Raw genomic sequence first — 19,455 nt, 5'->3', positions numbered from 1 at the left:
TAAAGCTTTACATCTATTACATCGGAGGCGGGCCGCCCATTGGTGCTCCGCCTCCTCCGGGAGCTCCGCCCGAAGAGCTCCTGCTGCCGGAGGAACCGCCGGGTCTGTTACGTGAACCGCCCGAATTTTTCGGAGAACTTTGCGCTTTTAAAACTTCTCCTCCGGAAAGCCCTTCTTCAATTTTTACGTATCCGTTTCCATATGAAGAAACCTTTACGCTAATTTTTTCACCTGTCGAAGCAAGCTGCACATAGGCCTGCCCATTTTCGTTTGCAACCGCATAAGATTCTACGATAAGATTCTCGACAGGATCAGTAATTCGGATTTTTCCCGTAAACGAAAAGTTGGGAAGGATCTCTTCAGGATATTCGTCTATGCGGATTTTAACCTTTACAACCGTGGCACCCCGGCTAGTAACTTCACCGATTGCCGGCCAGTTTACCACATAACCTTCTACCGTACCTTCGTATGCCGGAAAGGTAAATTCGACCTTTTGGTTTGTCTTCAATTTCGAAACGTCTTTTTCAGCAATTTCAACTTCTGCAGTAAGATAATCGACATTTACCAGTACTCCGACCGAATCTTTTGCTTCAAGCGAATCGCCCACGGAAACATTTAAGTTAGCAATAATGCCGTCGAATGTGGCCTTTACTTTGCGGTCTTCTATTTTTTGCAAAAGCGACAGACGCTGTTTTTTTTGCAGTGCCAGCTCCATTTGTGAGCCGGAAACCCTTGAAGATGCCATGCTGTAATCTAGCTTTGCAAGATTATATTCCTGTTCCGTATCATCAAGCTGAATAATAATATCACCTTCTTTTACCTTATCACCTTTTTGTACATAAACGCCCAAAACGGTGCCGGCACTTAAAGCCTTCAGAGTTTGCTGCTGTGCAGCATCTACAGTACCGGCAATTTCAATTACATTTTCGTAGGTTTCTTTTTTTACCGTGTAAACGGTGTTATCTTTTTTAGACGCATCGATAAGCGTTTTTGCGCCGACAAGACATGCAATAATTACCAGCAACGCTATACTGCTTCCGATTAAGAATTTCATTTTCCAAGAAAGCTTTTTTTTCTTCATAATAAATTCCTCTACTTATTGGATTTCATCATCTCGGCAAAACAGCAGTTTTGTCGTATTGTTGTAAATAATTAAATCGATGTCATTGATAAGCAGCCGAATGCGGTAGAGTTCTTTATTCGCGTACGAAGTTAAATATTCGCTTTCTGTAATGATTCCGGCTTTAAAATACGCATTCATATCTTTTTCCAGCTGAACATACATATCGTAGGTTTGAAGGTTTGTTTGTTTTGCCCAACGTATATCGTTAAGCGATTGTGTTTGCTCTACAACCGATGTATCATATTTGTCGGAAGCCGATTGCAGCTCAATTAATTCCTGCTGCTGTGAATACTCTTTTTTCTCAGCACTTAGCTTTGCCTTCCTAAATGTGTTCAGATCGACAGTTGCCGAAAGTATGTAAATAGGCGAACTTGATTTTTCTACAGGAACCGATATACCTGCATCTAGGCTCAATCCGTATAAACTTGCGCTTACTCCGGCATCCACCGTGTCAGCCTTTGTACCGGAAGAAGAAAGAGCTCGAGAATTCTGTATCGTATAACCTGCATTTGCACCGAGCGTAAAGTTTTTATCGGCCTTTCTCGCAAGAGAATTGTACGAACGAATCCATTCGGCCTCTTCTATTTTTTTGTAGTCTTCTTTTTTTAAGGATATAATGTCAACGGCCTCCACCGATTGAATGCTGTTGGGCAAAAAATCAGTTGCCTTTTGACCTTGCTCAAAGCTAGAGCCGCATTTTGCCGCAAAAACAGCACAGTTATGCTCAAGCGAACGAATTTTTGTTTCAACATTGTGCTTATCGGAAAGTACTTGCAGTTCGGCTTGGCGGTAATTCGAAGACGATTTTGAATAGCCTTTCGCCTTTATTTCCTCAAACTTCAAAGTGTTATCGTACAATGTTTTTTGTGCCTGAATAATGTCGTTTTCACATGTAAAGAGAGCCTTTAATTGCGAGTAAAATTCCTTTTCAGCTTCCAAAGCTCTGTTTTGCAGAATTCGTTTTGCACTTAAAAGAGTCCGCTCAGCCTTCATAAGTTTAAGCCGACGCTCTATTGCGCTGCCTGAAATAATATCTGCTGACAGAGAAAACTTTGTATTGTCAGAGTTATTTTGCCCGCCGGTAATTTTTATTGAAGAAGAAACATTTAACTTTAAATTCGATAAGGCTGGCAGAGCGGCCGTTACCGACGGTGAAAAAGAAACGGAAACACTGTTGTTTTGACTCGTAAAAGTTGCCGTACCTGTCGAAAGTTTGACGCTTAAGCCATTGTCTATTGAGGTTTCCTGTGAGGAAAGTTCTGCTTTTTTTACTTCCAGTGCGAGTCTTTGCAGTTCCAAATCATTTTCCAAATATTTTGCCAAATCCGGACTAGCAAGGAGCAGACTTGCGTTGAACAACAAAGTGCATAAAATAAAAAAAAATCGTTTCATATTGATAGGTAAACATTTTTTATTATCTCGGGTTACATGACTTACACACTAACTAAGCAGTACAACGGCCTAGCCTTTACCTCTTCATTTAATTTTTAGTTTTATCTTTTACCACGCCGTCTATAAGGCGTGAAAAATCTATTGCGTTTTTTGAATTAATTACGGGTTTTCCGGTTTCTTTTTCTATTTCTTTTCGTGTATTTCCTGCGATGCTTCCGCCGCGCCGTGCCGTTTTTTTATTTTCTTCAAGCCCCTTAGGATTAGTAGTATTGGTTAATTCAGTAACGGTAGCCTCTGCAAGCATATTAAGAACAAGCTCAAGTGTCGACATATTGTCTCTTAGGCTTTCTTTTTTGAGGTTCTTAAAATCCTTATATTGTCTAACGGTCATACCGCTCCATGCTTTAGATATTTCGTTTGTCAAAATAGCATATTCCCTGCCTTCTTTTACGCCATGGTCTTGCCATGTATCGGTAAGTTCCTTTCTTACCTGAATAGCTTGCAGGCGCTGATTTATCCATTCCCTAGTATAGCCTTTTTTAAGATAGGTTTCTAAAGCTCTATCAATTGTCAATTCCGGATCTATGATTTCATCAACTCTTTCTTTTCCCACCTCGGCGAGCCACATCTTAAAGGGCTCTGCCTTAGGTGACGGAATAGATTGTATAATCCTAAATATGCCTTGCATATCGGCTGTATCGGTTTTATACATTTTCCCATCTTTGGGAGATTTCATTTTCAGTTGGTTACAGATTGTAACCAACTCATTTCCTTCATCTTTCAACCTTTTTTTTAAAACTTTCCAATAATTATTGGGATTAGGGCTGTCCGTTAAGGCTCCCACAACATCCACAACACTAAAATACCACTCTTCTTTTTCGTTATCCCAAACGGAGCGTATTTTATTATCTTCAAATAACTTTACTTCGTTATCCACGATATCGTCCTCCTTAGCATCCGCCGCTTTTACAGCTTATATTTTTCAATCAGCTCCATCAGCACAGACGCGGTATCAATTTCTTCTGAAAGTAAATCGTCAAACTCTTCTTCAAGTTCATCTTGTCTATCACAAATCCATGATAAAAATTCTTTTGCTTTTTCATAGTTTTGATGAATAAAATAATATTCACCTAAAATACATTTCGCAGATGTAACACTGGCAAGATCATCATCGAGTTCGATTACCTTATTCAAAGTCTCCAATGCTTCATCATACAATTTTTTATCTAGTTGAAGAAGACCCTTTTTTAGATATAATTCTCCATTCATCTTTTTACCCCTATAAAAACTTTTTGCAAGGATTATTAAATCCTGAAAAGAGTTTTTTCAAATGTGTGCCGAAAAGCACACATATATAATAATACGATGTTTGCCTGAAAGGCAAACTCGAAGATAAACAGTGAGGCTGAATTTCTGCCGAACTGTTTATCGCACCTCCTTATATTTATTTTATCATTTTTTTACCGTTTTTGTAAGTGCTGTAATTATATTGTCCAGTGTTTCAGATACGGAATTAAAACCGGCTTTTTTTGCAGCCTTAGGAGTTTTTCCCAATGAAAATGATACGGCTTCTTTTAAAGCTTCTGCATCCGTTAGTGAAATAAGATTTTCTTTCACCACAGCATTCCCAAAATAGTCTGTAATAATTTTATCATCATTCAAAAGTGAATAACAATTGCTAATCATTATGCCGATATGAGAAAGTGTTATATAATCCCGTTTTTTCTGCATAAGCTCTATGATTACAGACCAAACTTCGGAAGTTTTCTTTAAATACCAAAGCAGGCTTGCTGCAGCTTGCCGTACAGAGGCATCCTGATGCACTAAAAATAATTCTCCGAGCTCACAAGCCTTTATTTTGAATTCTGTGTTTTCTTTTTTTGAGATAAAGTTTTGAGAATCTTTTACCAAATAAGCTAAATCAATATAACGCTCACAATATGTTTTAATCAAAAATAAATATTCCCATAACAGTTTCGGATCTTTTTCTGATTTTACTATTTTAAAAAGCTTTGTGTAATTTGTAGTTTCAGAAAACCAATCTCTTATCGGATAGGTATTCTTCGTACCTGTTTCCAAACAAGAGGCTTGTCTTAAAAACTTTATTCCTTTTGTTTTCATGCTAATATCGTTGCTTTGCGCTTGCAGCAATGCTTCATCTAATGCTTCTTTTGAATACTTTGTCATATCGTTACTCCATAGACAATTCAAAATAATACTTTGTAAACACTTTGAAAACGCTGTCAAAAAAATAAAGAGAAAAAATAACAATAATGGGAATGATGATAAGTTCAATGTAGTATACTTTAACCGAAATTGTATTTTGTTGAAAAATTTTTATTTTTCTTGTGAGCTGACTAATAGCTAAAAACAAATTCGTTATTATAAACGATACTAAAAATCTATACCCCTCGATAACAATATCAAAAGAAAATTTAAGAGTTCCGGTAAAAACTCCTGTCTTTGGGAAATAGTACCCGATGATATACACCGCAATATTTAGCATGATGTAGTTCAAAAAAGTTTTAAGATATTTATTTTCAATTTTCGGAAACAAATCGGGAAGTCCGCCCCAAAGAGGAGCTGAATCATTATATCTTCTTTGTTTTATCAGTGTGAAAAATCTTGTGATTAACACTATATCGGCTGTAAAAATTACCATTACTGTTGTAGTTACAATTTTATTCATAGCTCACTCATACCTATTTCTTCTAACTTCATAATATTTATCCTTTTTTAATTATATCATAGTATTTGTTCTTTGATAATCCTATCCAAATATAATTTATCTACGCTGATCCATTCAATGCTTTCTTTCCCATTTTTATAATTGCGATATTGGAATATCATCTCATCCCTTGTTTGAAATAACGCATTCAGAGTCCAATTTTTTTCTAAATCATCTATTTTACAATCAATAATAAGCTCATCAATTAATTCAAGTGCGGATAAATTAAATACATAGCATTTCCCTTCAGTGGTACAAAATATTCCGAAACTATCATTGATTTTCTGTACATTGGATAATGAATCTTCTTTAAATAAAGAATATGTCTTTTCAGCAATCGGTGTAAAATCCGAGGAAAAAATTTTAAAAAAAGCTGAATTGTAAAAATCAGCAAGCAAAGCATACTTATCGAAGCTAAACATATACAATAAGTTTTTAGGAAACTTATATATTATTTTCAGCTCATTTTGAGTTAATTCTATGCAATAATCTTGGGAGCCGTCCTGTCCCGCTGCAAAGGATACTATTATACGATTTTCTTCATTTAAACTTGTAAAAGCTATATCTGAATCGCTCAATTCATCTTCCATTTTTATAGAAGCAATTTTGTTTGCAGCTTTATCGAATACCATTATGCGTACACAATTTTCGTCCAGCCGTTTTGCAGCCCAAATAATCTTATTTGTATGAGGAGATTGATAGATAATGTCAGCTTCCCGGTTTATCATTTTTTCAATCTCGGCACTTGGTTTTCTGTTGATGTCCTCTAAAAAACAATCTTTAGTTTTGCTATAGAATTTAACATAAATCACAGTTCGTTCTTTCCTTAAAAATAATGGTTTAATTTTTTATCGGGGCTGTTGATTTGAAAAACCTGAAAAAGTATTAGGCAATGCATTTTCATAGACAAAACGGCTCAAATCATTTTCAATAAATAAGTTAAATGATTTATTTATAATATGTATTTGATTTTTCCCTATATCATGACAATATACAGAAGCTTCATATGGTCTGATATATAACTCATCCCCATCACTATTCAACCACAATTCCCCAATTTTAATATATTCCTCCCGTAATTCTAACATATCAAAATCAATAAGAATACCTTCCATTTTTAATTGCGAAATACAATAAAAAAATGTAATCACATCACTATGCAATAATTTATAAAAGAATGATGAGGTTAATTTTTCTTCGGTTAAATTATTTTCCACAACATCACTTTTCAATAAGTGTTTTTTTATTACGGCAAACAAGTTAGGGTAACCTTGCTTCAATTTGGTAAATTTCAAGTCAAAATCAATAATAGCAACTTTGTCACAGTTCAAGGAGATATCATCTATTTGCTTTCTCCATCCTTCCATATAATTGACTTGTGAATTTTCGTTATAAGATTGATTTATAGATTTTAAGTATTCACGAGCCGCATTTTGAGATATTAGTGCGGCACCCATTAAACCTTGTGACATCTTAGGTTTTATCTTTAAATACCACCGCGGCGACAAAAAATTGTTTTGCAAATTTTTCATTTTGTTTCCACCAATCAATCCATTCTTCGGGTAGGAATAGTCCTTCAGATAAATGTTTTAGCCCGTTTATTATATTATTCGTTTCCATAATGACTTCTACTACAAACCTCCATATTTGATTTTGCAGGGGCACGAATCAACAACCCCGACGCGAGCGTCGGGGTATGTTGTTCTCATAAGGTGGTTGCAGTCGGCTTTAATACCCTTTGTTACGACGCAAGCGTCGGGGTATTAAACCCTCCGCACGAATAAAAAATTTTTTACATTGATATTTCCTACTGCTAACTTTCCCAATCAATGGATATGATCTTTGCATCTTCACCGAATTTTACGCAGAGTATTTCATCGCTTTCATCAGGTGCAATCATAAAATCCATTGCGATGTGCGGCTGTTCACTGTCAATCCATAAGTCTACATTCGTTACCGTCATTTTACTTACAAACTCGGTAATATCGCTCGGCAAATCTTCCAGTCCGCATTCTTCAATATGAAAGTCGATATAGTAACTGTCATCTTTTAAATATGTTATCAGCACTTTTCTTGCATCTTTTATTTTATTGTCTATATTCGCAAGAAACTGTGCATAAAGGTCGAGTATGCCGGTAGACGGTTCTACATTTTTGCCGAGCCAAAGCCATGTGTCTATCCCCTGAATCTCTTTTTCCCAAATTACTTCCACATCATCTGTTGTTGCAAGATTCAACTGACCGAAGTATTTATGTTCTATTTTTTTCATAGTTTAACCTCCCATCCATCTATTCAGTATATCAAAAGATTAGACTTTTTTCTATAGACATATAATGATAAATATTATACTATTCAATGACTATATGGAGGTCTATACGATGATACCGGAAAAAGAATGGGTTGAAAAATATGAAAAAGTGAAGGAGCTGCTTAAGTCTCCTGTGCATTACGGTAACTTGTTTTCTCAAGATGAAGTACAGGGGAAAAAGTTATTTATATTGCCGATGGGAACCGTGCATTTTCCTACGGGAAATATTCTGGTGCGTGATCCGCTTGTCTACCTTGACAAAAACGAGGAGCCGTATCTGCAAAAAGTACCTACAGGAATTTTTCCATTAGAAACTTTAGTTGCCGAAATAGAAGAAGACCATTACCGGTATGTTGCAACACGGGTAAGGTTCTCCGATGAAAAGGCTGCCGTGTATCGTGAAGCCTTGATTGGTAATGAAGATTTGGATGACGTCGATGAAGAAAGTTTTTTCGGGTTTAATGTCGATGCAGGACTTGCAACGGTTGTCGATGTAAAAGCACGGGATGCCTATTGCGATTTTGAAAGCCGTTGGGTAAATGAAAACCCCGACAAAAATATATACGACGATTATTTTGCAAAAGAATTTGAAAAGAGTTATTCCGCAAATCCACGCTTTCAACGCGACGGCGGGGACTGGATTAACTATCCTTTAGAAGGAACGGACTTGACCGTTCCCATGATACAAAGCGGTTTCGGTGACGGAAAATATCCGGTATATTTCGGCTACGATAAAAACGATGCCATCTGTGAGCTTGTCATCGAATATATTTTCGTCAGATAAAAATAGCGATGCAGTAAAAAGGACTACGTATCCATCGAAATATCGAACCAATCGCTTTCTTCGGAAATAAGCCATTCAAGTCCGCGCCTTCGTTCCATTAAAACATCGGGATTTAAGTCTTTGATTTCCGTTTCGGGGCGGAGCCGCTTTTCTTCCGTTGCCCAGTGGTAACGATAGTGAAGATCAAGCATATCAAGTATTTCCTCTATCCCGCGTAACTTACATTGTGCTTTAAACGCAGTTTTTCCATCGGTGTCGCCGACCAGCTTTATCGCTCTCTCCACATCACAGATGTCATTCGGATATGAAATATCTTCAACCAGGCCCAAAGCCCACAGAAGCGACCAATAAGCTTCATAAGTCCAACAGACATCGATGACATCCTGTTCGCTGTATGTTCCATCAAAAAGCCGTTTTTCTTTTTCCAAAAGGCAGTCCGATACTTCATATTTTTCAAGCAAACTTAAAAAAAGCTCCTTCGATTCTTCATACCCTTGCTCATTATGAATATCTTCAGCCAACTGAATCGACAAAAGACATGCGATGGCTCTGTCGCAGATTTCTTCAAGGCTTTTAAGCTTCGACTCTTTTGATGATTCCCGCAAAGGTAGTTCTTCCATACAGGCAATGCCCATTCCCTTTATTTTTGCATTCGATTTTTCACGCCGATCTTCAGGTTTTATGTACATAATAATTCTCCTTTATTTACCGGTACTATTATATCAAAAAATAAGATTGCTGATAACCCGTAGAAAAAACACCATTGAAAATGGTATAATGTTAGCAAACAGTTAGAGAGATTTCATAGAATAAAGGAGATGCAAAATGAAGATATTACAGACAGAGATTGGCAAAGCATATGCGAATGTAGTCGGAAAAACGAAAGAAGGTACGCCTGTGTATTCTATATTGAGTGTGCCTTATGCACGAGCAGAAAGATTTGAATATGCTAAAATTCTTGATAAACAAGACTATTCACCGGATATGATAATTAATCGTAAAGAAACAGTATGTTTTCCACAAAGGAAATATACTCTGTTTTTTAATATTTTTATGAAGCACCATATGTTACGACCGGAATTTCAACCGTTAAAAGATACTCAAACGGAAAATGCATTTGTAGTAAATATATGGGCACCCGAGAATTTTACGGAAAGAAAACCGGTAGTTGTATTTTTACATGGCGGAGGCGAAGGGTCGGGAACAGTTCCGATATACACAATGGAACATATTGCCGAACAAGGTGTTGTAGCAGTTACAATTACTTATCGAATAGGAAATTTCGGATATATGCCTGTTTTCGATAAGGGAGAAATAAAAGCTTCTCTTGCTTATCTTGATCAGCAAACAGCTTTAAATTGGATTTATAATACTATAAGTTCTTTCGGCGGGGATAATACAAATATTACGCTTATGGGGCATTGCGGCGGTGCAGTTGCAGCGCTGTATCATTATTTAAATCCTGTAAGTAATAAACTGTTTCATAAATTAATCCTATGTGCAGGGAATGTCCCGATATTGTCGGAATTTGATTTTGCAAAAAACGAATATACAAAAATGCTGTCAAAAAATCATCTTAAAGGACTTGAAGAACTAAAAAAACTGTCAGCCAAAAAATTGATGAAACTAAAAGGAGGACAGAATGATATTGTTGACGGTATATTCTTTGCAGAGCACCCAATGAAATTATTAGAGCGGGGAAAATTCCCTTGTATGCCCGTTTTAATAGGCTCTAACAAAGATGAATTTTCTATGATTGAATTACCTATGTTTTATAAGGCTCTCGGAATCACAAAGAAAAAGAAAAATTTAAAAGATGTTCTTTTAAAAAAATACGGTGAGTTTGCAGAAACGCTCGAATCCGAATTTAAATCGGAAGCAAATGGAATTGTAGATTTACAGATTCAAATAATGGAATTGCTGATCTTTCATTCAAGTGCGTTGTTTCTTATGGAAACGTTAGGCAAAAAATGCCCTGTATACGGCTATAGAATGAACTATATCCCTCATTTGTATAACGGACTGCGAGGTTCGTATCATGGGGCGGAGCTGGCATTTTTCTTTGGAACCATAGATAAAATGAATATACCCATTACCAATGAAAATAGAAAAGCAGTTATTTCAATTCAGAAGGACTGGATCGAATTTATAAGGACGGGAAAAATGGAAGACCGGACTCTTTTTAATGAAACAGGAAAAATTACGGAATATGATAAAGATATTAGAACTATACCGTTTCCGCATGCACATCTTATTCATCACATTCAAAATAGCGGCATTGCTGATAAGCTACGAAAAGAATATATCCGTAACCGTAGATAATCAACATACTCCGGCGCAGAGCATAGACGAGGAACATCAGATATTAAACCATCCGTACGAATAAACTTCGGAGCGGTAAAAAGAGGAGAAAGTTATGCAACTAATTGATCAGATCAAACAGATAGAAAAGTATATATGTGAGCATTTTGAAGAATGGGATTTGGATGATCCTGTCGAAGAAGAATATCTGGACGACTATCAGGAAATTTCCGGAGCTTCAGAGGAAGAGATATCAGCCTTTGAGGAGAAGCTCGGTATAACTTTGCCGGAAGACTTCAAAGAACTTTACCGATATAAAAATGGAAGCAAATATTTAAGCATTTTTCCCTGCGTTATAGATGAAATAGAAATGCCGTTTAATCTGATGAGCTTACAGACTGTAACAAACGCAAAAGAACATTTTCAAAACCGAGACGCGCTCTTAACGGAATTTACGGATTATTTTACAAACGAAGATATTGAAAATATGAAGGACAGCAGGATTAAACCCTATCTCTTTAATAAAAAATGGATTCCCTTTGCAGAGTACTGTGACAGCTGCTTTTTGATGTTGGATTTTGATCCGGATACAGCGGGAAAAGAAGGTCAGATTGTCTGCTATATCCATGATCCTGATAAAGTGGTTTATGCAGCGCCGAGTATTACGGAATTGCTTGATGGGATAATTGAAGAGATTAATTGAGACAAGCTAACTTTATGATTTGAAAATAGTTGAAAGGAAAATGTCAAATGTTAAAAATAGAAAAAAGATTTTATGGAGAAGAATTAAAATGGATAAACTACAATATATCAGAGAAAATGAACAGTTAAATATTCTGCTTATGAATGAATGTGATATTTATTTTTATAAGGAAACAGGAGATACTCAGTTTTTGGAAAATAATGAAGAATACTCTCTTGGATGTAAGTCATTTGCACAAGATGGCAGCGGAGGAGAATATGTTTTTCTTGAAGACGGAAGTATAGGCTTTATCGGAAGTGAAGGTGAAGTTGGGCGAGCGGCAGAAAGCTTAGATGACTTATTGACATTTTTAATCTATACCGGCTGTATTTCCGATTTTAGTTGTAAACATATTTATAAAAATAAAGAGCTGTTAAAAACTTATTGTAATGGATATATATCAAAAATAAGGGAGAGATATAAGGCTCAAAATAAGGATTGGGACAAGGTGCGAAACGATATTGCAAACAGTCTGTCGCTTGTTTTTTCTCCTGATAAATTAGAGAATGTTACAATGAAATTTTATAAAGCAGCAACAAGAGAACCGATATTTTCCTGTAAGTATCTTGACGGTAAAGAAGAGTATATTTGTGATTCTATACTTTCGGATATTGTAGGAGTATGGACAATGGAGCTTGTGGGGATGAGCAGAGAAGAAATTGAAAATTACAATCAACAACCCTCCGCACGAATAAATAATACAGACAGAAGGCAGGGGTAAGGCAATAAACGATTAACAGACAAACCATTAGATATGTAGGAATTTTGGAGGAACTATGAATGAGATTGAGAAATATAGAATATTGAGTGCTGGAAAAGCTTTTGGTCACCGTGCCCAAATTGCTTTGTTGTTGCTTGATAGCAGTACAGCCTATGAAGAACTTAAAGAGGAAGCGGCACAAACTTCAGTTGCCGGAAGTTACGGTTGTACCGGAGGTTTTCCATCCGAAATACTTGAAAGAATAATAACAGAATTGATATGCCGCGATACACGTAATAGTTGGTATCTGCCAGACAATGTAAAATTTTGGGACAGGCGTTTCGGCAGTCTGTTTGAGACCAAGTTTTTTTGCTATGATGATGATGTAGAAACTTGGAGTAAGATACTTTACAAATTCTTTGTAAAACTCAAGTGGATGCCGAAAAGAGAAGATTATACTTCAACAAAAAGCTATAATAATGTTTGGGGATATTTTGCAGAACTTTTAGCGATTGTAAAACAAAATAATCATCCCGAATTTGATAAGTATTATGAAATTGCAATCAAAAACGGAATGAATGCAGTGATTTTGGAAAGAAAATTAAAAGAGCTGTCTGAAATAAAACAGTCCTTTATCGGAATTTAAATCAATGAAAGAAAAAACTTTGGTTACTCTTAAAGATGAAATATATTTGGAATATCCGTTTTCTGATGACATGCCTATGGTTTACTTAGGCGAGATAGCTAATATGCCTGGACATGGAATTTTTATAGGTCAATCCGGAAAATGTTATTTTGGGTATCATATTTCAAATTTTAGAGAATTAAGCGAAAATGAGATATAAAAATATTAAGACAGAAAATATTTGGAGAAGTTTACAATGAATAATCAGATGGATTTTGTACTGCCTACTTTATATGATAAATTCTTATCAGAAATGGGAGAGGATGGAGAATTTACAATAGAGGATACCGGAATCATTTTATATTCAAAGGCGGATTTGGTAGAAAGAAATACTACTTATCAGATAGAAGAATGGGAGCCGGATTTTTTTATGATTGGACAGGACGGTGACTTGGCTTTCTTTATAAAAAAAGATGCTGATGATACTATTTATATGAATGATTTGGGAGCCTTGGGTTCAATTGAAATTAAGCGTATAGCCTCAGATGTGTATGAGTTTGTCAAACATGTAGGTGAGGGGATTGATTGGAGAACTTAATGGAATTAATTGAATACATACGGCTAAGAAATAAAATGACACAAAAAGAATGGGAAGACTCTTTTGAGAAAAAGGAAAAAGAGATTATTGTTCTAAGACACGAAGGCGGCGGCGGAAGTTTGAGAAACGGTTTTTGGGACTGGGCTGCTTATTTCTTAGCTTATGTGGACTGTGAAACAGGTGAACTGCATAAAGAAGAAGGGCGTATAGTATTTCCTGTCACAGATAAAGAAAATTTGCCATATCAATTTGAAGACGAAACTATTTACAAATTAAAGGTGCGTGCAAAGCTTCCTGAGGAAGTTCCAAACGGTGCACTACCGGCAAAAAAACATTTTTTAGTTGTGGAAGTTCTTGAAAAAAATGCGGCTTGTAAGGAATTGGAAGAAATACTTGCAGAGTATAAAAAAACTATAATTTTACAAGATGATATATTAGGTGAACTGATTTATGATAAACAAATTAAAAGTTTTCAAGGAAGTATTATTTGGCAGGATAGAAAAATAAATATTACATTAGATGTAGATAAGGATAATAAGGGTGAAATAACAAAGGCTAAAAAAGCTCTGAAAACAATGGTGTCAGAACAGGCAAAATGGGATGCAGACCTGCGTAGTTTTGCTGCAAAAAAGCTTACTAAACTCGCCTGCGAATGGGCAGAATCTGATGATGAAACTTCTGAAATTACAGAAGAAAGTTTTGCAAAAAGAATTAGCCTCAATTCAATTTGTATGACATCAGGCGGATCATTTTCTGCTTATTTTGATGATGACGACCTTTTCTTCGGGCATTGTATAACAGTATGCGGAAGCTTAAAGAAAGGGATTATGTCGGCTGATATGGAAGGGTAAGAAAATATAAGGAGAAGCGATGGAATTTATCATAGCTGAGGAGGGTGTTCCTCAAAGCATCAGTTGTGAGGGGGCAACGATAGCATATTATGGAAGTGAGATAGAATTTCATTATGAAACAGTGCTGCCGCATGGAGATGATGTTTTTTCTGCAAAATTACCGCTGTTAAATATTAAACTTCCATTTTGGATATATGGAAGAAATCTGATATTTTTAGATGCGTATTATTTATTGGCGGAAACGGTAAAAAAAGATACTTGGGATCCCATAACAAGCATGCTTATCAATATCCATACAGGAAAATATGCAAGTTTGGAACACTGGTACAACAACATATCGGTTAAGGAAAAAGAAGTTGAATTAAAAAACGATTATGACGGAAAATCTATGGTTTTAAAAGATGTTAATGGGCTTAAGTGGGTTTAGAAATGTAAAATATACAAGTGTCAAATACTTTTGATACCCACATAGTATAATGGAAACTTAATAATTTTGAATTATAACTAAGGAGAAGAACAATGGCAAAGAAAAGAATTACCTTACCTAAAAATTTTGATGAACTGATTACAGCAGGAGATGTTGAAGCTCTTAAAGCCGTCTATGATAAATGTAAGCTTACCGCTCATAACGGCAGATACAGCCTCAATACGGCACTTCATTTTGGAGGTGTTCCTGATGAGCTTGTTATCTGGTTAGTAGAACAGGGTTTAGATGTAAATACTCCTGATTATTATGGGCGTACACCATTATATAAACATGCCACTCTGGGGAGAGATACTGTAAAACTGCTGTATGAATTAGGAGGAGATATACAAAAACCTGATACATATGGGAGTACACCTCTGCATACGGCAGCAGGTTTTTTCCGACCTAAGATAGTAAGTTTTTTGATTGAAAAAGGTGCAGATGTTAATGCAAAAGATGATATGGGACGAACTCCGCTAGCCGAAACCCTTGCTGTTTGCAGAAATATTAATATTGCACAGGCGGCAGAAATTGCAGAAATGTTAATAAAGGCAGGTGCTGAGGTAACGACTGAAATGGCGGAAAGAGTTGAAATAATCGGTAAGGATTTTGAATTTCACAGAGAAAACTTTAATAAAGATTACTTGGCTGAAACAGAAGCAGGGCTTGAGAAACTCTATGCACTGTTTGATGTAAAGCCTGCTCCAAAACGCAAGACACATGACGGCGTTTCTCCCATTATTGTAAAGACGGGTTCTTGGAGAGAACAATACGATGAACTTTGGGAGAAGCTGATTCCTTCAAGCGGAGCTGCAAAAACAGTACAGGGAGAAATTATCCGTATAACAGGCAGGGTGCAGGATGAGCTATTTAGAAACGGCGGAGTAAACTGGGATAAAGATTATAGAAATATGCTTAATTCTCTGCCAAATTATTTTGCTTCAGGCACACCGCTTTCTGAGGAAGAACTGAAAGAGACCAAAGAGCTGATTTCAAGCATACGTGCAAACGGTGAGGATGAAGAAGTTATAACAGAGCGTTTGCGTGAACTTTCGGTTCTCTGGGTATTGTTAAATCCTACTCTTATTCTTTTAGGCAAAACAAATTATAACAGATGATTGAGAATATAAACTTATAAAAATAGTTCTTTGAGGCGGCAAAATGACCGGAGAAATCTCACACAAGTATTTTTTGTTCTCTTATAAATAAGCAATAGGAAAAGATGGAATAAGCCGTATTATCTTATTGAAAAACAAGAGAAAGAAAACAACTTTGATGCGAACATAAAAGGAGAATGTATATGAATATTTTTAAACCAATAGTCATTTTATTATGTATTGTGTGCAGTGTAATTTTTTTAAATGCCTGTTCTCATATTAAAGAAGATAGTGAAATGATAATCAAATATTTGAATAATAGATTTGGTAAGGATGCATATACCATTAAGAAAGATAAATATTATCGCCGCTGGCTTGTGACATTAAATGAATATCCCGATCTCATCATTTTTTATACTGTTTCCCGTGATCCTCTTTCCATGACATCACCATCTATAAGAACGAATTTTGATGAGATTTTCGGCGAGTATATCATTGAGGAATACAAAAAAAATTATGAACTTGGTAATGATGAGATTTTTTGGGAAATCCCTATAAATTTTATATACTATACGAAAGTACATTCACTTGAAGAATTGAAAATTCCTTATGATAGAGCGATGGAATTTATTGCATTCGTTTCTGAAAAACATCCGATGCTTATTGATGAGAGATTACTAAACATACGAATGGATATTGACGGCATCAGACTGAAAGGTGTTGCCGATAATGATAGCATGATATATCAAGATATTTCTGAAGTAAAAAAAGATGGGCTTAACATAAAATCCTATGAAGATATTTATAAGGAATTGAAACCGCAATTAAAAACGCATTCGGATAATCCGAATGGATTTACATTTCATGCAGATATTGGAAGGTCTTTTATTTTAGGCAGTGATACATTTGAAGATTGTTTCTTTAAAAACCTTATTATAAAGCAAGGAACGATTGAAGAATTAAAAAACATCATTTTGCAACCGGGGGAAATAAGTAACTCTTATGTTTTTAAAAGTGATAATCAATATGAGTTTACAAATATAACTTTACAAGCTAAAAACTTATCGGATTCACCATGTTCTTTGCTTGAGGCAACGATTATCAAAGCAATTATAGATGATGCAAAAGAAATATATATTGAACCGGTATGGATTGATCTTGTTTTTGATAAACGGAGAGAATGGAAAGAACCTTATGAAATACTAGGAGTTGCTCCTCCAAAAACAGAGAAAGAGAATATGGAAGGTGTACAATATAAAAATATTAAGATTTTATTTGAAATGAATCAATATTACAAAGAAGTTAAAAGGATTACATTAACCTTTCTATAAGTAAGCAAAACTAAATAAGCAGCACTTGTTAAGAAATGTATTAGAATTGTGAACGGAGAGATGATAAATGGCAATAGACGGTGTAAAAATTATAGACAGTGACGATGGGTATGATAATGATTACTGAATGGATAGAAAGAATAAAGCGAAAACACAATTGTAAAGCACATTTTGGGAGTGATAGTTTTCGAATGAAAGACTGTATCATAGCTCCGGTCCATCTGATTCCGGAGGAGATTTATGATAATCAAGAGTTTGATTTCTATGTCAAAACAAAATATGATGTTTACCTGCTCCGTATTATAAATAATGAATCTAAGAGCGGGATTATTTATCCGGCAAAACTTAGCGGTATTATATATATCATAAGCAATTTACCTATTAGCAAAAACAATATAACCGAATCTATTCAAAAAACTCTAAATCGATTAGAGGAATATGGCTTTCCAAATTTAAAGAACTCAAAATGCAACATCGCATTTCAAATAGAGTGATAAATAGATAATGACGATAAGTTGCTCTTTCTATATTGAATTTTGGGGAGCATAATAGTATAATAATCATGATAAATGCTCCCCAAAGGAGAAAAGATAATGCCGACAAAATATATGGATATGAATCAATACTTGCAAGAAACTGCAATGCTGGATTTTTCAAATCCGGACATTCAAAAATTAATAGAAGTGAAACATTGGAAGGAACAAAATAAATTTGACTGCCTTAAAGCTATTTATAACTTTGTAAGAGATGATATCGCATTCGGGTATAATACAGATGACGGTATCAGCGCATCTAAAGTTCTTAAGGACGGATACGGTCAATGCAATACAAAAGGAACACTCTTCATGGCTTTGTTGCGTGCCTGCGAAATTCCTTGTCGAGTTCATGGTTTTACCATAGACAAACAATTACAGAAAGGAGTAATGAGCGGATTTGTTTATAAAAATGCACCGAAGAATATATTTCACAGTTGGGTTGAAGTATATTTTGAAGATAAGTGGTATGAACTTGAAGCCTTTATACTGGACCAAAAGTATTTATCAAAGCTGCAAAAACAATTTGCAACCTGCAACGGTTCTTTCTGCGGTTATGGTGTTGCGGTAAAAGATTTCCGGCATCCGATAATTGATTTTGACAGGAACAACACGTACATACAAAGCGAAGGAATTACTCAGGATTTTGGAGTATGGGATTCTCCGGATGAATTGTTGAAACATCATCATCAGGAAATGTCAGGAATAAAAGCCTTTGCTTACAAACATTTAGGAAGGCATTTGATGAACTGCAATGTAAAGAAAATAAGAGCGGGAGCTACTCTCTGACGTTTGATTTGACTTAATAAATAGAATGGAATATGATATAATTTTATTCAAATCAATTTGAATAAAATTAATTTGAATCAAACTATTAATGAGGATATACATATGTTCATTGGAAGAGAAAAAGAATTATCATATCTAAATGAATTTTATCAAAAACCCGGAGTCGGAATGACTGTTATATACGGGCGCAGACGTATCGGTAAATCTACCCTTATTTCGGAATTTGTGAAAGATAAAAAGGTAATTTTTTATACAGCAACCAAAGTGGGCAAAGAAAGAAATCTGGAGTTATTCTCAAAACAGGTAACGGATGTATTTTTAGCAGGCATTCAAGATATAAGCTTTCGTACAATCAGGTTATACGGAATGGTTCGACTCTTTGCATGATGAAAAGACGGTATTAGTATCACTTGACGAGATGTATCAATAGTCAGTGCTTGTATGGAATAAAGCGTTGAAAAAGGAGTTGTAAATTATGAGAAGAATAACATTTCAATGCAATAAATATTCACCCGGTGTATTGTATATTATGGTGTTATTCGGAGTAACTCTTGGGCTTTTGACTTTTTATGCATTTCTTGTGTTTTCCGGTATTGAAAAAGGACCGGAACATGGGCCGGTATATTTTAGAGAACATCCCATGCATGCTGTTTATTTGATATTCGGCTTAATTCCTATTGCTATGTCGCTGCCGGCATGGATTGCCGCAAAATGTTGGAGCAGCAAGGAGGAAGAAGCACAGCTTGACCTATATGAAGATCATGCCGTTTTATATTGGAAAAATAAAGAATTACACATCAAAAAGGGAGCATTAAATATTAAGATTCCCAAACCGCAGCCTTATTGGTATAAAACTTACGTATTAAAAATACCGAGACACAGAATAGTTTTGGTCGGCTCCGTAAAAGAAACAAAAGAAAAGAGAAGAAGGCAGCTTTCTTTGGATATTGCAATAGAGGAACTGTCTGCTTACAAAAAAGTAAAAAGCCGTGTACATAATGTAGACAGGTTACAGAAATATTAACTATTTTAAAATATACCCTACCGGGTATATAATTGCTTCTGATTAAATAATTATACCTGTTAG

The 19,455-nt window shown here is 35.5% G+C and carries 24 protein-coding genes and 1 pseudogene; 15 read left to right on the top strand and 10 right to left on the bottom strand.

All coding sequences use genetic code 11. The features are described 5' to 3' along the window. Positions 1 to 16: 16 nt before the first annotated feature. The 9 genes and pseudogenes from E4N78_RS01710 to E4N78_RS01670 all read right to left on the bottom strand — a co-directional run bounded on the left by E4N78_RS01710 (position 17) and on the right by E4N78_RS01670 (position 7,512). A complete protein-coding gene (locus E4N78_RS01710; RefSeq protein WP_255811378.1) occupies positions 17 to 1,081 on the bottom strand; it encodes an efflux RND transporter periplasmic adaptor subunit in 1,065 nt (354 codons plus the stop codon). 15 nt (positions 1,082 to 1,096) lie between these two features. Continuing rightward, positions 1,097 to 2,446: a hypothetical protein gene (locus E4N78_RS01705; RefSeq protein ID WP_255811377.1), complete on the bottom strand. Its 1,350-nt coding sequence runs from the start codon at positions 2,444 to 2,446 to the stop codon at positions 1,097 to 1,099. Positions 2,447 to 2,603: 157 nt separating this feature from the next. Further along, positions 2,604 to 3,452 carry a BRO family protein gene (locus E4N78_RS01700; RefSeq protein WP_255811376.1) on the bottom strand — a complete coding sequence of 283 codons (849 nt, stop codon included), beginning with the start codon at positions 3,450 to 3,452 and terminating at the stop codon, positions 2,604 to 2,606. A 29-nt stretch (positions 3,453 to 3,481) separates the two neighbouring features. Continuing rightward, on the bottom strand, positions 3,482 to 3,784 hold the full coding sequence (locus tag E4N78_RS01695; protein ID WP_255811375.1) for a hypothetical protein: 303 nt from the start codon (positions 3,782 to 3,784) through the stop codon (positions 3,482 to 3,484). Between the two features lie 183 nt (positions 3,785 to 3,967). Further along, positions 3,968 to 4,702, bottom strand: a complete 735-nt coding sequence (locus E4N78_RS01690) for a hypothetical protein (protein WP_255811374.1) — start codon at positions 4,700 to 4,702, stop codon at positions 3,968 to 3,970. Positions 4,703 to 4,706: 4 nt separating this feature from the next. Further along, positions 4,707 to 5,204: a hypothetical protein gene (locus tag E4N78_RS01685; protein ID WP_255811373.1), complete on the bottom strand. Its 498-nt coding sequence runs from the start codon at positions 5,202 to 5,204 to the stop codon at positions 4,707 to 4,709. A gap of 56 nt (positions 5,205 to 5,260) precedes the next feature. Continuing rightward, on the bottom strand, positions 5,261 to 6,055 hold the full coding sequence (locus tag E4N78_RS01680; RefSeq protein WP_255811372.1) for a hypothetical protein: 795 nt from the start codon (positions 6,053 to 6,055) through the stop codon (positions 5,261 to 5,263). Between the two features lie 36 nt (positions 6,056 to 6,091). Further along, positions 6,092 to 6,863, bottom strand: a pseudogene (locus E4N78_RS01675) (hypothetical protein). 193 nt (positions 6,864 to 7,056) lie between these two features. Next, positions 7,057 to 7,512: a DUF2004 domain-containing protein gene (locus E4N78_RS01670; RefSeq protein WP_255811371.1), complete on the bottom strand. Its 456-nt coding sequence runs from the start codon at positions 7,510 to 7,512 to the stop codon at positions 7,057 to 7,059. Between the two features lie 109 nt (positions 7,513 to 7,621). Between E4N78_RS01670 and E4N78_RS01665 the strand changes: the two genes are divergently transcribed. After that, positions 7,622 to 8,335, top strand: a complete 714-nt coding sequence (locus E4N78_RS01665; RefSeq protein WP_370645021.1) for a DUF4241 domain-containing protein — start codon at positions 7,622 to 7,624, stop codon at positions 8,333 to 8,335. Between the two features lie 23 nt (positions 8,336 to 8,358). Here the strand turns inward: E4N78_RS01665 and E4N78_RS01660 are convergent, their stop codons facing one another. Further along, complete coding sequence (locus tag E4N78_RS01660) at positions 8,359 to 9,024, bottom strand: DUF4272 domain-containing protein (protein WP_255811369.1); 666 nt, start codon at positions 9,022 to 9,024, stop codon at positions 8,359 to 8,361. A gap of 136 nt (positions 9,025 to 9,160) precedes the next feature. On the opposite strand from E4N78_RS01660, the gene E4N78_RS01655 reads away from it, so the two are divergent. The 14 genes from E4N78_RS01655 (at position 9,161) to E4N78_RS01595 (ending at position 19,392) form a co-directional block, all read left to right on the top strand. Next, positions 9,161 to 10,657, top strand: coding sequence for a carboxylesterase family protein (locus E4N78_RS01655; protein WP_255811368.1), 1,497 nt, complete (start codon positions 9,161 to 9,163; stop codon positions 10,655 to 10,657). 94 nt (positions 10,658 to 10,751) lie between these two features. After that, a complete protein-coding gene (locus tag E4N78_RS01650; protein ID WP_255811367.1) occupies positions 10,752 to 11,339 on the top strand; it encodes an SMI1/KNR4 family protein in 588 nt (195 codons plus the stop codon). An 88-nt stretch (positions 11,340 to 11,427) separates the two neighbouring features. After that, entirely contained in the window at positions 11,428 to 12,099 is a 672-nt protein-coding gene (locus E4N78_RS01645) for a hypothetical protein (protein ID WP_255811366.1), read from the top strand. A 55-nt stretch (positions 12,100 to 12,154) separates the two neighbouring features. Then, positions 12,155 to 12,724 carry a hypothetical protein gene (locus E4N78_RS01640; RefSeq protein WP_255811365.1) on the top strand — a complete coding sequence of 190 codons (570 nt, stop codon included), beginning with the start codon at positions 12,155 to 12,157 and terminating at the stop codon, positions 12,722 to 12,724. 4 nt (positions 12,725 to 12,728) lie between these two features. Beyond that, the gene (locus E4N78_RS01635) at positions 12,729 to 12,923 is read left to right on the top strand and encodes a hypothetical protein (protein ID WP_255811364.1); all 195 of its coding nucleotides are present in this window, start codon (positions 12,729 to 12,731) and stop codon (positions 12,921 to 12,923) included. Between the two features lie 36 nt (positions 12,924 to 12,959). Then, a complete protein-coding gene (locus E4N78_RS01630; protein ID WP_255811363.1) occupies positions 12,960 to 13,301 on the top strand; it encodes a hypothetical protein in 342 nt (113 codons plus the stop codon). Further along, positions 13,301 to 14,152: a DUF2262 domain-containing protein gene (locus E4N78_RS01625; RefSeq protein ID WP_255811362.1), complete on the top strand. Its 852-nt coding sequence runs from the start codon at positions 13,301 to 13,303 to the stop codon at positions 14,150 to 14,152. Before E4N78_RS01630 ends, E4N78_RS01625 begins: the two co-directional genes overlap by 1 nt. 19 nt (positions 14,153 to 14,171) lie before the next feature. Further along, positions 14,172 to 14,579, top strand: coding sequence for a hypothetical protein (locus E4N78_RS01620; protein WP_255811361.1), 408 nt, complete (start codon positions 14,172 to 14,174; stop codon positions 14,577 to 14,579). A 92-nt stretch (positions 14,580 to 14,671) separates the two neighbouring features. Beyond that, on the top strand, positions 14,672 to 15,736 hold the full coding sequence (locus E4N78_RS01615; protein ID WP_255811360.1) for an ankyrin repeat domain-containing protein: 1,065 nt from the start codon (positions 14,672 to 14,674) through the stop codon (positions 15,734 to 15,736). Between the two features lie 182 nt (positions 15,737 to 15,918). Continuing rightward, complete coding sequence (locus E4N78_RS01610) at positions 15,919 to 17,046, top strand: hypothetical protein (RefSeq protein ID WP_255811359.1); 1,128 nt, start codon at positions 15,919 to 15,921, stop codon at positions 17,044 to 17,046. A gap of 104 nt (positions 17,047 to 17,150) precedes the next feature. Beyond that, complete coding sequence (locus tag E4N78_RS13750) at positions 17,151 to 17,540, top strand: hypothetical protein (RefSeq protein ID WP_370644993.1); 390 nt, start codon at positions 17,151 to 17,153, stop codon at positions 17,538 to 17,540. A 99-nt stretch (positions 17,541 to 17,639) separates the two neighbouring features. Continuing rightward, the gene (locus E4N78_RS01605) at positions 17,640 to 18,368 is read left to right on the top strand and encodes a transglutaminase-like domain-containing protein (protein ID WP_255811358.1); all 729 of its coding nucleotides are present in this window, start codon (positions 17,640 to 17,642) and stop codon (positions 18,366 to 18,368) included. 102 nt (positions 18,369 to 18,470) lie between these two features. Continuing rightward, complete coding sequence (locus E4N78_RS01600; protein WP_255811357.1) at positions 18,471 to 18,755, top strand: ATP-binding protein; 285 nt, start codon at positions 18,471 to 18,473, stop codon at positions 18,753 to 18,755. Positions 18,756 to 18,843: 88 nt separating this feature from the next. Then, the gene (locus E4N78_RS01595; protein ID WP_255811356.1) at positions 18,844 to 19,392 is read left to right on the top strand and encodes a hypothetical protein; all 549 of its coding nucleotides are present in this window, start codon (positions 18,844 to 18,846) and stop codon (positions 19,390 to 19,392) included. Positions 19,393 to 19,455: the final 63 nt, after the last annotated feature.

This window comes from Treponema denticola, from assembly GCF_024400535.1.
In the GTDB taxonomy this organism is placed as follows: Bacteria; Spirochaetota; Spirochaetia; order Treponematales; family Treponemataceae; genus Treponema_B; species Treponema_B denticola_C.
This window is presented reverse-complemented; position numbering and strand designations above follow the sequence as displayed.

Coding starts and splice junctions, on each gene's coding strand:
- E4N78_RS01635 (WP_255811364.1), top strand. CDS start 12,729: ATGAAAGAAAAAACTTTGGTTACTCTTAAAGATGAAATATATTTGGAA.
- E4N78_RS01665 (WP_370645021.1), top strand. CDS start 7,622: ATGATACCGGAAAAAGAATGGGTTGAAAAATATGAAAAAGTGAAGGAG.
- E4N78_RS01630 (WP_255811363.1), top strand. CDS start 12,960: ATGAATAATCAGATGGATTTTGTACTGCCTACTTTATATGATAAATTC.
- E4N78_RS13750 (WP_370644993.1), top strand. CDS start 17,151: ATGGGTATGATAATGATTACTGAATGGATAGAAAGAATAAAGCGAAAA.
- E4N78_RS01695 (WP_255811375.1), bottom strand. CDS start 3,784: ATGAATGGAGAATTATATCTAAAAAAGGGTCTTCTTCAACTAGATAAA.
- E4N78_RS01690 (WP_255811374.1), bottom strand. CDS start 4,702: ATGACAAAGTATTCAAAAGAAGCATTAGATGAAGCATTGCTGCAAGCG.
- E4N78_RS01660 (WP_255811369.1), bottom strand. CDS start 9,024: ATGTACATAAAACCTGAAGATCGGCGTGAAAAATCGAATGCAAAAATA.
- E4N78_RS01640 (WP_255811365.1), top strand. CDS start 12,155: ATGAATGAGATTGAGAAATATAGAATATTGAGTGCTGGAAAAGCTTTT.
- E4N78_RS01615 (WP_255811360.1), top strand. CDS start 14,672: ATGGCAAAGAAAAGAATTACCTTACCTAAAAATTTTGATGAACTGATT.
- E4N78_RS01620 (WP_255811361.1), top strand. CDS start 14,172: ATGGAATTTATCATAGCTGAGGAGGGTGTTCCTCAAAGCATCAGTTGT.
- E4N78_RS01645 (WP_255811366.1), top strand. CDS start 11,428: ATGGATAAACTACAATATATCAGAGAAAATGAACAGTTAAATATTCTG.
- E4N78_RS01655 (WP_255811368.1), top strand. CDS start 9,161: ATGAAGATATTACAGACAGAGATTGGCAAAGCATATGCGAATGTAGTC.
- E4N78_RS01670 (WP_255811371.1), bottom strand. CDS start 7,512: ATGAAAAAAATAGAACATAAATACTTCGGTCAGTTGAATCTTGCAACA.
- E4N78_RS01600 (WP_255811357.1), top strand. CDS start 18,471: ATGTTCATTGGAAGAGAAAAAGAATTATCATATCTAAATGAATTTTAT.
- E4N78_RS01595 (WP_255811356.1), top strand. CDS start 18,844: ATGAGAAGAATAACATTTCAATGCAATAAATATTCACCCGGTGTATTG.
- E4N78_RS01610 (WP_255811359.1), top strand. CDS start 15,919: ATGAATATTTTTAAACCAATAGTCATTTTATTATGTATTGTGTGCAGT.
- E4N78_RS01650 (WP_255811367.1), top strand. CDS start 10,752: ATGCAACTAATTGATCAGATCAAACAGATAGAAAAGTATATATGTGAG.
- E4N78_RS01710 (WP_255811378.1), bottom strand. CDS start 1,081: ATGAAGAAAAAAAAGCTTTCTTGGAAAATGAAATTCTTAATCGGAAGC.
- E4N78_RS01625 (WP_255811362.1), top strand. CDS start 13,301: ATGGAATTAATTGAATACATACGGCTAAGAAATAAAATGACACAAAAA.
- E4N78_RS01605 (WP_255811358.1), top strand. CDS start 17,640: ATGCCGACAAAATATATGGATATGAATCAATACTTGCAAGAAACTGCA.
- E4N78_RS01685 (WP_255811373.1), bottom strand. CDS start 5,204: ATGAATAAAATTGTAACTACAACAGTAATGGTAATTTTTACAGCCGAT.